At 62.6% G+C, this 10,852-nt stretch carries 11 protein-coding genes and 1 pseudogene; 2 read left to right on the forward strand and 10 right to left on the reverse strand.

Annotated elements, in window-relative coordinates; genetic code table 11:
• From G4G93_RS34795 to G4G93_RS34840, 10 genes and pseudogenes are all read right to left on the reverse strand, one after another.
• Positions 1-510 (reverse strand): DUF4158 domain-containing protein (locus G4G93_RS34795; protein WP_165091844.1); only part of this gene is annotated, 510 nt, incomplete at its 3' end.
• Between the two features lie 117 nt (positions 511-627).
• Positions 628-909: pseudogene (locus G4G93_RS34800) on the reverse strand (IS21 family transposase); the annotation flags it as partial.
• Between the two features lie 514 nt (positions 910-1,423).
• Positions 1,424-2,152, reverse strand: a complete 729-nt coding sequence (locus tag G4G93_RS34805; protein ID WP_031942805.1) for a class I SAM-dependent methyltransferase — start codon at positions 2,150-2,152, stop codon at positions 1,424-1,426.
• Between the two features lie 700 nt (positions 2,153-2,852).
• Complete coding sequence (locus G4G93_RS34810) at positions 2,853-3,644, reverse strand: phosphodiesterase (RefSeq protein WP_029309111.1); 792 nt, start codon at positions 3,642-3,644, stop codon at positions 2,853-2,855.
• 15 nt (positions 3,645-3,659) lie between these two features.
• Positions 3,660-4,922, reverse strand: a complete 1,263-nt coding sequence (locus G4G93_RS34815) for an ABC transporter substrate-binding protein (protein WP_165091846.1) — start codon at positions 4,920-4,922, stop codon at positions 3,660-3,662.
• Positions 4,923-4,940: 18 nt separating this feature from the next.
• Positions 4,941-5,726: a carbohydrate ABC transporter permease gene (locus G4G93_RS34820; protein ID WP_088167128.1), complete on the reverse strand. Its 786-nt coding sequence runs from the start codon at positions 5,724-5,726 to the stop codon at positions 4,941-4,943.
• A gap of 44 nt (positions 5,727-5,770) precedes the next feature.
• Positions 5,771-6,643, reverse strand: coding sequence for a carbohydrate ABC transporter permease (locus G4G93_RS34825; RefSeq protein WP_165091850.1), 873 nt, complete (start codon positions 6,641-6,643; stop codon positions 5,771-5,773).
• A gap of 9 nt (positions 6,644-6,652) precedes the next feature.
• Entirely contained in the window at positions 6,653-7,795 is a 1,143-nt protein-coding gene (locus G4G93_RS34830) for an ABC transporter ATP-binding protein (protein ID WP_165091852.1), read from the reverse strand.
• Positions 7,788-8,159: an extracellular solute-binding protein gene (locus G4G93_RS34835; RefSeq protein ID WP_031942800.1), complete on the reverse strand. Its 372-nt coding sequence runs from the start codon at positions 8,157-8,159 to the stop codon at positions 7,788-7,790. Before G4G93_RS34835 ends, G4G93_RS34830 begins: the two co-directional genes overlap by 8 nt.
• A 37-nt stretch (positions 8,160-8,196) precedes the next feature.
• The gene (locus G4G93_RS34840) at positions 8,197-9,477 is read right to left on the reverse strand and encodes a hypothetical protein (RefSeq protein WP_066784141.1); all 1,281 of its coding nucleotides are present in this window, start codon (positions 9,475-9,477) and stop codon (positions 8,197-8,199) included.
• A gap of 215 nt (positions 9,478-9,692) precedes the next feature.
• Between G4G93_RS34840 and G4G93_RS34845 the strand changes: the two genes are divergently transcribed.
• Both G4G93_RS34845 and G4G93_RS34850 read left to right on the forward strand, forming a co-directional pair.
• Positions 9,693-10,601 (forward strand): TetR family transcriptional regulator, encoded by a 909-nt coding sequence (locus G4G93_RS34845; RefSeq protein WP_031942798.1) that lies wholly within the window; start codon positions 9,693-9,695, stop codon positions 10,599-10,601.
• A 98-nt stretch (positions 10,602-10,699) separates the two neighbouring features.
• On the forward strand, positions 10,700-10,852 hold a 153-nt coding region (locus tag G4G93_RS34850), incomplete at its 3' end, for a DUF4158 domain-containing protein (protein ID WP_134626507.1).

Consider the following 10,852-nt stretch of genomic DNA (forward strand, 5'->3'; position numbering starts at 1 on the left):
CTTATGAACGTCCAGCGTGTAAAGCAGGTCGATGCGCTCCAGTACCTCGCTGATTTGGCGGGTTGAGTGTTTCGCCGGTGCAGCCCATAGCCAACTCTGCTGGGTTTGTCCATCTGGGCGCAGCTCTGAAACTGAGGCTCGCCAGCGATCAAGTGTTGCTGGATCAACGCTGGCGGCGATGGCGGTGCCTGTTTCAACTTCAAGCTGGGCAAGTGCCGCCGCAATCAGTGTCCGAATTGCCCGCTCGTGCACGATCACCAGCTTGTTCTTGTACAGCCATTGACGCGCCCGCACGAGTACTGGAATTACCCGAAAGGCACCGAGCAAACGCCCACTCATGCGCAGGAAACCAATATGGAGCGCCAGACCAAGCTTGTGGGAATCACCTCGGCGTGCATTGATTGCGTCGCGCTCGGCACCATCGAAGGTGAAAAATGCCTTCATCTCGAAGTCGCTGATATCGCGGGGGAGCCCACGCATCCCCAAAAACGTTGTGTGCCAACCCTGCATCGTGAACCTCAAAAGTGGGAGGCCACCATACCCGTTTACAAAGCGAACAGGAAAGTCAATGAAATCAACGGTCTACCCAGACCACTGAAAACGAGGAGACCCCAACCAGCGCGTGCCCACGTTGAATTGGCTGTGTTCGGGATGGCGGATCTCGTTCCACAGGGCGCGGCAGCGCTCACTCAGCCAGGCATTGAGTTCGACAAAGGAACTGAAGCGATGTCGGGCCGCCTCGATCCAGATGCGCCGACGGCTGTACTGCACGTTCTTCTCCACGCGCCCCTTCTCCCAGCCCGCCGCGACGTTGCAGAAGTCAGGGTCGTACAGGTAGTGCGCGCACATCACCGAGAAGCGCGCGTTGACAGTGCGGCCCTTGCCCTTGTGGACCTTGTCGACGGCGGTAAGCCCCGCTGCTTCAGGCCGCCCCACGAAGACGCAGACAAGTCGACTTAAAGGCAGCTTCAGACTGATGGCAGAAGTTTTAGGCCGCCGCGCTACTCGTTTGTACCAAAGCTGAAAGCATGCATCCGCGACATTGATAGGTCAGGCGACCGTGCCGGCACTTGCAAACCTCGACGGCGGCGATGTATTTGGCCCCATAAACTGACTGCTGAAAGTCGGCAATCAGGATGACGACAGGGGTACCGCATAGATCCTCAAGTGGCGAGCGGCGGCTGCCGTACGCACATGGCGCAAAGCGCCTTTGTGCGCAGCATCTAGGTTTCTCTGAACGTCGATGACATCAAGCCGGCAGGTTTCGTCTTGACGATGGCGGCGTTTAATCAAGCATTGGATCCGCCTGGATCCGCCGTCATTTGGCTCGTCGACGACCTAAATGCGCGTTTGGTGCTCGATCCGACGAACTGAAGATTACCCGCCAAGGCCAAGAAGCTTGCACTCGCCAAAGCTCTGCAGTTCAGGATTTCTTTCGGAAAATGACGACGTGCTGCCACGGCAGCCTCGCGTCTGTACGCACCCACTGCAACGGCAGGATTTCCGCTTCCCGGCGGATCTGCCTTTCCGTCATCTTGTGCAGCTGCTTGATCTGTACTGCGGGATCTTCCGCCTTGTACTCCACGAAAACGACCCGCCCGCCGGGCGCGAGCGACTGCACCACACTCCTGAGCATCTCATACGGAGCAGACAGCTCGTGATACACGTCGACCATGATCGCCAGGTCGACGGACCCCGGCGCCAGACGGGCATCGTTTTCAGTACCCAATGAAGGCGTGATATTGCGCATGCCTTCGGCTTCCGCAGCCTGGCGCAAAAGCGCGACCATCTCGGGTTGCACATCGACCGCCAGGACTCTGCCGGAAGGGGCGACCAGGCGCGCCATGCGACGGGACAGGTAGCCGGTACCAGCGCCGATGTCGGCAACCACCATGCCTGGCTTCAACTCCAGCGCATCCAGGAGAAGGTCGGTACGTTCTTCCTTCTCCCGTTCCTGGCGTTCGAGCCATGGCGCTCCTTGCCACCCCATGACCTGTGCGATCTCGCGACCCAGGTAGCGTTTGCCGATGCCGTCGGCGCTGGGCACTCCAGCGACGTACGCTAGCTCTTGCGCTTGCGCCGGAAAGCTGCCGGCACCAAGCAGCGATCCCAAAACCCCAGCTAAAACTGCAACGTTCCGAAAGAGTGTCATGTCAATCCAGTCAATCTCAGACAGGCATTTCGAAGTGGCCTGAATCTGCAGGTCAAGCCCTGCCGTCGCATTTGTCGCTGCAATGAAATGGGAACAACAGGGAGACTTATTTGACCCAGGTAGCAATCAACCAGTTTCAAATTTCGAAGACCCGCAGTTGGCCGTTTGGAGTCATGGCCCTCACAGATCTGGAACACAAAAGCACGTTAGCACCGCTTTCGCAAGGTAAAGCGCTTCGATTCTGCTCGGAGAGTGCCATTAGGCCAGCAGCAGGTTTCGCCCGCGGCTCACGTGTAAAGCCCGTGTAATCATGCCGCGAATACTTCACATAAAAGGGGAACCTGCGAGAACAGTTCAGTAGCCTCAATCAACCGCAAACTCGCATGGATGCTGGATTTTTCCAACTTTTTGAGATTCTTTAGAAATCGAGGTAGCGAAGACTCTTAATTCGTAGGTCGAGTTGTTGGCGCCGACTGGAGAGTGAGCCAACGGGGGTGCGGCACCGACAGCTATTTCCTCGGGTCGAAGCCTTTCGTGCAGCGTGCGCAGCGCTCGCGGCGCACGCTGGGCGTGCCCGTCCGGCAGGTGCACTACGATTTCTTAGGGCCCGCTTCGGCCCTTGATTGAGGCTTGAATCGCCTGCAGAGTCGGCAGGATCGACTTCACGGCACTGGACCAAGGGCCGCCTCTGCATCCGCGCCTACGCGCCTAGCCAGAATCTCTCGCTGCGATCGAGAAAGTCATGCAGGTGCACGATCACCGAATCGTCGTCGAGCAGGACGACGGCGTACTGTGGTGGCTCGAAGCTTCCCGGGATGTCTTCGGATTCCCCAAGGTGCAGTGCCACCTGATGGTTGGTACCGCGCAAAGTCGAGAAGGGGATGCCGCGCCAGGTGCCCGAGATGGGCCGGTGGATGTGGCCGAAGAACAGGTGCTTGATGCGATGCGCGTGGCCCTTCAGTGCTGTCAGCAACCATTCGTTGTCGACCAATCCGATTCGATCCGCGACCGGGATGCCAAGGTGGAATGCCGGATGATGCATGAACAGGAGCACCGGTGAATCATCCTCCGCCAAGCGCTGGGAAAGCCAGTTTGCCCGTTGCTCGCAGAAGACGCCGCAATGCGTTCCCGGTTCGTTGGTATCCAGAAACAGACCCCTGAACCTCCCGATGGCCTGCTCGTACTGGACGAACCCATTGCTGTCCACCGGCACCTGTGGGAAGCGCTCGCGGAAGTTGGTCCGGCTGTCGTGGTTGCCGAGAATCAGATGAACCGGCATTGGCAACCGCGCGCATTGCTCCGACAGCTGGCGGTAGGCGTCCGGGTGCCCGACATGTGCGAGGTCGCCCGTGATCACGCAAGACGCTGCGTCCGCGTGCTCGGCGATCACGCTGTCGATGCAGCGCTCGAACCGTTTGCCGGGGTCATGGCCGTAGAGGGCGCGACCCTGCTCGACAAGATGAATGTCCGTGATGTGGATGAACTTGTGCATGGTCGTGCCTTGCACTCAGCGCGGCAGCAATGCCTGGACGGCCTTGCTCATCTCGCTAAGGGCAACGGCGGGTTGCACCTCTTGCGAAACCACGGTCTGGAGGTGATCCTTGATTACGTCGGTAATCTTGAAGCCGTTGTCACCCGGAAACGCGTACGAGCCGGTGAGTACCGGCATCTGCGCGATGGCGGTCAGATGATTGGGGTTTGCCTTGTAGAAGGGCGCAAGCAGGTTCGGGTCGGTCGCTGGCAACGTGTTGGCCGGGAAGTAGCCGGTTGCCTTGACCATGGTCGTCGCGCCCAGCGGGCCGGTGGCGAACTTGATGTATTCCCAAGCAGCGGCCTGCTTGGCAGGATCCTTGGAAAACATCATCGCTGCATTGCCGCCGGCCGGCAGTCGGCCGTCCTTGGCAACGGGCATGCGGGCGGTACGAATCTCGAACTTGCCTCCCACCTGCTTCGTGATGCTGCCCAGGCGCGCAGTGGTTGTCGCCAGTACCGCGAGCTTGCCGCTCACGAAGTCCTGCAAGGCGGCCGAATAGGAGATGTTGCGCATCTCACCCTGCTTGACGAGCTGCTCGAGGGTCAGCATGGCGGCCTTGCCTGCGGGGCCGTCGAAGGCCACCTTCTTCTCGTCGGCGGTCAACATGGTGCCGCCGTTGCTGAAGACCAGCACCTGCCACATCCAGTTGCCCGTGATGTCCCACTCGACGTGAAGGCTCTCGGTGCCGGGCGTTGCCGCCTTCGACTTTTTGGCCGCGTTCATGATGGCATCCCAGTTCATGGGAAAGCGATCGGGCTCCACGCCCGCCTTGCGCATCAGGTCGGCGTTGTAGTAGATGACGGGTGTAGACAGCGCGAAGCCGATGCCGACCTGCTGACCCTTGACTTGCCCCAGTGAAAGCAACGCTTGGTCGTAACCCATCCCCGCCCAGCCCTTCTCCGCCTTGATGAAGGGCGTCAGGTCGACAGCGAGCCCACGGTCGGCAAACACGCGCAGACGATTGAGGCCCTGATAAGACACATCGGGGAGCTGGCCCGTGACGGCCTGGCGCAGAACCTGTTGTGCCGCGACCTCGTAGTCAGACGTGGGCGCACGGAACGTGACCTTGTACTGGGGGAACTTCGCCATGAAGTCTTTTGCGATTGATTCATGGACCTCTTTGAAGAGATCAGCGTACGCGTAGTCGATCACGATCTCAGTCGGTTGCTGAGCCTGTGCCAGGCCGGTGGTCATTAACACGGCCAGTGCGGCGGTTTTCTTAAACAGTTGTTTCATTGCTTGATTCCTTGCGGTTTAACCTTTGACGCCGGTGAGCGTCACACCTTCGATGAAGCGCTTTTGCGCGACGACGAACAACAGCACCAGCGGCGCCGTGATCAGCACCGTGCCGGCCATCAGCGGACCGAACGCGCTGCCTGCTTCCTCATTGCGGAAGAACATGGTTCCCAACGGCGGCGTCGCCAGATGGGGTGAATTGATGACCAGCAGTGGCCAGAAGTAGTCGTTCCAATGCCAGACCACCGAGAAGATCGAGAACGCCAGCAAGGCAGGCATGGCCGTGGGCAGCATCACGCGCCAGACGATCTCCAACTCACCCATGCCGTCGAGCCGCGCGGCGTGGATCAGGTCGTCGGGCACGGTGCGAAAGAACTGCCGCATCAGGAAGATGCCGAACGCGGACACGCTGAAAGGCAGGATGAGCGCGGCCATCGAGTCGAGCAGACCGGCGTGATACAGCATTACGTAGAGGGGGATGGCCGTGGCTTGGTATGGCACCATGAGCGCCAGCATCACCAAGCGCCAAGCCCACGGCTTGCCACGGAACGACAGCTTGGCAAAGGCGTAGGCGGCAGGCAGTGCCACCAGGATCTGCAGCACCAGGATGCCCGCGCAGACGAGCACGCCATTCCACAGGTAGCGCAGCAAGGGGACCTTGGTTAGCGCGAGGGTGTAGTTCTCCACTGCAGCGAAGCGCGTCGGAAAAAGATGAATCTCGCTGCCGAAGATTTCGTCGGCAGGCTTGAGCGAGGTCAGCACCATCCAGATGAACGGCATCAGGAAGACCAGGGCCACGGCCATCAGCACCACGTGGCGAAGAATCCGAAAGGAAGGGGAAGGAGGTTTCATGCGTAGTGCGTCCTGCGCTCCAGCGCGGCGTGCTGGATCTGGGTCAAGAGGAAGATGCCGGCGATGAAGACCACCGTCATGGCGCTGGCGTAACCCATGCGGAAGAAGCTGAACCCCTCCGCATAGATGGTGTGCAGCAGCACTTCGGTGGCCTTGTTCGGCCCGCCCTTGGTGAGCACATGGACGGTGTCGAAGACCTGCAGGGCGCGGATGGCGCAGACAGTGATGACGAACAAGGTGGTAGGGCCCAGCAACGGCCAGGTGACGAAGCGGAATCGATCGAAGGGGCGATCGATGCCGTCGAGTTCCGCCGCATCTCGCACGTCGCGGGGGATTCCTTGCAGCCCGGCCAGGAAGAACACCAGGGCAAGCCCCGACATCTGCCAGATGCCGATCGCGGCGACCGAGTACAGCGCGAGGTGGCGGTCGTTGAGCCAGTTCTGGGGTGCGACGCCGACCTGCTGGAGCAGGTGATTGACGAGCCCGGCGCTCGGATGCAGCAGGAATTCCCACACGAACGCCATTGCGATCAGCGTCGATGCGGCCGGCATGAAAAAGGCTGTGCGGTAGAAGCCGCGTCCCGATCGATCGGATTCGATCAACAAGGCGAGGCTCAGGCCCAGCGTGATCGATCCCCCGGTGACCAGGACGAGGTAGACAAGGGTGTTGGCCACAGACTTGCGGAACACCGCGTCCGACCAGAGTTCGGCGTAGTTCTGCAGGCCGACCCAGTTCAGGGTGGTGGCGCCGAACTGCCAATCGGTCAGCGACATCAGAAATACGGCAAGGACGGGTATGAACAGCAGAAGCGTCGCAAGAAGGCCCGCGGGCGCGAGAAGTGAAACGGTGGAAAGAGGATGGGCGCGCATGCTCGGCTTTCAGGCCACTCGCTTCAGGGTGTCGCATCGACCGATCGACATGCGCTGGCCGCCGGCGTCGAAGACATGCAGGGCTTCCCACGGGACCGTGACCTCGAACTCGGCCCCTGCGTGCGCTGCCGTGCCAGCCGGGAGGCAGACGATGCAGGCTTCCCCCTGGCTCGGCAGGGTCAGCGTGGCCATCAATTCGGCACCCGCGTATTCCACATGGCCAACCACGCCGCGCACGGTGAGGCCCGGCGCCTTTGCCAAGGTGACAGCCTGCGGCCGGAAGGCGACACGGCAGGGCCCGCCGTTCCCCGCGGTATCTGCGATGTGTTGCGCCAGGCAATGGATCTCGCCATTGGCGAGGATGTCGCCCGGCACGACGTTGATCCGCGGTGCGCCGACGAATCGAGCCACCTCGAGGCTTTGTGGCCGCATGTACAGATCTTCGGGTGGCGCCACCTGAAGGATGCGGCCTTCGCGCATGACCGCCACACGGTCCGACATGGACATGGCTTCGTGCTGATCGTGCGTGACGTAGATGAACGTCACGCCCAACTGGTCGTGAAGCTGCCGGATCTCGGCACGCAGCGCATGGCGAAGGTTGGCGTCCAGATTAGAAAGGGGCTCGTCGAACAGGAACACGGAGGGGTGGCGAACCATCGCGCGCGCCAGGGCGACGCGTTGGCGCTGGCCGCCCGACAGGTGCGCCGGCTTACGATCGAGTAACCCGTCGATGGCGAGTCGCCGGGCCACTTCATGTGCGCTGGCATGGATGTCGGCGAGCCGGCGGCGCACCCCGGGGGATACCAGGCGTGCCCCCGGCAGGCGACCCCAGAACCCCAGGCCGCGCATCACCAGCGGCATCGAGATGTTCTCGCGCACGGTCATGTGCGGGTACAGCGCATAGGACTGGAACACCATCGCGCAGTCCCGTGCGCTGGGTGACAGGGCGAGCAGGTCGCGGTCTCCCATGCGGATCGTGCCGGTGTCGGGCGTGTCCAGGCCGGCGATCAGCTTCAGCAAGGTGGACTTGCCGCAACCGGACGCGCCCAGCAGGGTGAGGAATTCGCCGTCGCGCACTGTCAGGTCGAGTTCCTGAAGAACGGCAGCGTTGCCGAAGCGTTTGGTCAGGCCGGAAATCTGGATGTCAGACATGGTCGTTCGTCTCCGCCGTTGACTGAGTCGATGTCCGGGCGGCCATCCAGCTGTGAAACTCTGCGTAGCCCGAAAACGCCACGTCGAGCGGGCGCTGCGCAGCCACGTCGGCCTGCAAGCGGGGCATCAGCTGCGCGACGTTCACGCCGACCGCGTTCACCTTGACGTTGGGGTTGGCCGCCATGAACTCCTGCAGCAGCTTGCGGGTGCCATCGGCGCCCAGGCCCGCGGTGGCCAGGTTGTAGTTGTAGAAGGTGATGGTCACCGGCTTGTCCACGGTCGCCGGGACGGGGCCTGCGCGGCCGGGCAGCGACACGGTGGCGGCCAGGGCGGCCGCGCCAAGAAGGAAAGTCTTTCTGATCATGATGATGCCTTTGGAAAGAAGGGGAGCAGGGAAACGCTCAAGCGCGTTGGGCCATCTGCGTCTCGTTGGCGGTTTCGCCGTCGACGCGGGCGCGTTCGAAGCGGGTGTGGAAGTCGACCAGGTCGAACTCGACGTCGTCGAGTGCCCGGAACTCGGCCTCCGACATTTCGGGATGCTCGTGGCCGTACCAAGCGGCGTACTGGGGCAGATCGGACGCGTAGGCCTTGAAGTAGGTCGAGTAGGCCCGCAGGCGCAGGCGCGGCCGTTGCGCGTCGAGATCGAACTCCATCAGGCGCAGCCAGCCGTCGCCGATGCCGTCGATCACTGTGGCGTCGGGGAAAGTGCCGCGAAGCGACTGCTTGCGGCCCTGGTAGTCGCTGAGGAACTGGAACACCTGGTTGCCGTGCTGGTTCGGGTCGACGCGGTGGCGCACGCCATGGAAATGGCCGTTCAGCACCGCCAGGATCTGGTCATGGCGGGAAATCAGGCTGTCCCAGAGCCGGTCGGGGGTGTGGCGCTCGGGGTCCAGGCGGGACAGGTCCAGGCATTCCGCGGCTTGGCGCTCACCCCGGGGATTGAGGAACTCGTGGATGGACACGATGGTCGGCACCCCGGGAAAGGCCTGCAGAACCGACTCGGCCCAGTCGACCACCTCGCCGTCGGGCGACATCTCCAGGCCCAGGTGCAGGAAGCGGTGGGTGCCGCCGGTGAAGATCTGGGCGCTGTTGGCGCCCTGCCGGAACGAGGAAACATACCAGGGCTGGTTCTTGAAGAAAGGCGTCTGGGCGCCGAAGTTGCGCGTCCAGTTCTCCAGCGAGCCGCAATGGATGCTGCCCACGCTGGCCAGGTCCAGGCGGTGCAAGTCGATCGCGCCGGGCTGCGGGGGGTAGTCGGCGTCGGCCCACATGTGATCGTGGTCATGGTTGCCCGGGACCACGGAGAAGGGCAACTGGCCGGCGAGGATCTCGTAGGCCGTCCTGACGGCGGGGATCTCGATGTTCAGCACCTGCTCCGGCGCAGGCGCCACGTGGTCTGCGAGCAAGGGGCTGACGATGGACCGGTGGCCGCGCCGCGCATGAGCTGCGTCCACGTCCGCGCTCATCTGGTGCTGCCACATGTCGCCCAGCGCGGTGGCGAAAGCGATCTCACCGCCATTGCCCACCGCGTTGCGGGCGATGAAGTGCATCATGTCCCAGAGCAGCTCGCGCGCGTTGAACGGGAAGCCCGCCGCGCGCTGGTTGCGGTAGCTCACATAGTTCTGCGTGTCGGGCACGACGGCGACGGTGAAGCGGGAATGGGAACGGGCGGACTCTTGCATGGCGGCACCTTTGACAGAAAGGGCGAAACCGACCCCACGCCGGCACTTCGCACTGTGTTTAGAACGTATGTACAGTAAGGTCACCCCATGACGGATTGATGACTTGTAATGGTTTTATGGGCCAATTCATGGCAAGTTGAATGGGTACTTTGGATAGAATTGGAACGGATGTACTGTCCAAGGGGCAGCGAACAAACGAAAATAGGAGACGTCAGGTGTTCACGGAGATGCCGACCGCGGCCCATGCCGACCGGCTGACGGAAGCCGCCTTCGAACTGGCCTGCGAGCAGGGATTCGCCGAGCTGAGCGCGCGGTCCCTGGCCGCCCGGACCGGGGGCAGCCCGTCCGCGATCAACTACCATTTCGGCGGCCGCGAGCAGCTGCTGCTCGCCGTCCACGCGGAGCTGGGCCGCAGGATGGAGGCCGCACGCGCCGACGCGCTGGCGCGCTGCCTCGAGCAGATGCCCGCCTGGGTGGAGCTGCCCGATATGGTCGCCGCCCTGCTGCAGATGCGGCTGGGCGAGCAGCGCAAGATCCTGGCCCTGCGGGACGAACTGGAGCTCGAGGTGAGCACGGGGCGCGAACCGCAGCTGCGGCCAGCGGCCGAGCAGGAGGTCGCGCAGGAGCGGCAGTTCTGGTGCGGGCTCGCGCGCCAGTTCGACGCCGGCCCCGTGGCGGCAGAAGCCTGGGCCGATCTTGCCCTGGGGCTGACGGGCCTGCTGCTGTGCGAGACCGATCCGGCGGCCCGCTCCGCCTGGATCACGACGCCAACCGCGCGGCTGCATGCCCGCCTGGGCCGGCAGCCCATCGTGCCGTCGGTCACGCGCAAGGCGGATGCCCGGGCCAGCATCGACGCCTTCGCTCGCGAGCGGGCGCAGACCAATGAGACTGCGCTGCGCATCCTTGACGCCACGCTCTCGACCATTGCCCGCAAGGGCGCGGACCGCGTGGTGCAGCGGGAGATCGCGGCGCGTGCCGAGGTGTCACTGGCGGCGGTCACCTACTTCTTCCGGACCAAGCACGACCTGATCACAGCGGCATTCGCCGAGCACTGCCGCCGCCTGCGCAGCCAGAGACGGGGTCTCCTCGTTTTCAGTGCAATAAGTGACGGTACGCAAAGCTAGCACTGGCGCGGGGGTGGTCTGGGTAGACCGTTGATTTCATTGACTTTCCTGTTCGCTTTGTAAACGGGTATGGTGGCCTCCCACTTTTGAGGTTCACGATGCAGGGTTGGCACACAACGTTTTTGGGGATGCGTGGGCTCCCCCGCGATATCAGCGACTTCGAGATGAAGGCATTTTTCACCTTCGATGGTGCCGAGCGCGACGCAATCAATGCACGCCGAGGTGATTCCCACAAGCTTGGTCTGGCGCTC

This window comes from Methylobacterium sp. DB0501, from assembly GCF_011043735.1.
Classification (GTDB): Bacteria; Pseudomonadota; Alphaproteobacteria; order Rhizobiales; family Beijerinckiaceae; genus Methylobacterium; species Methylobacterium alsaeris.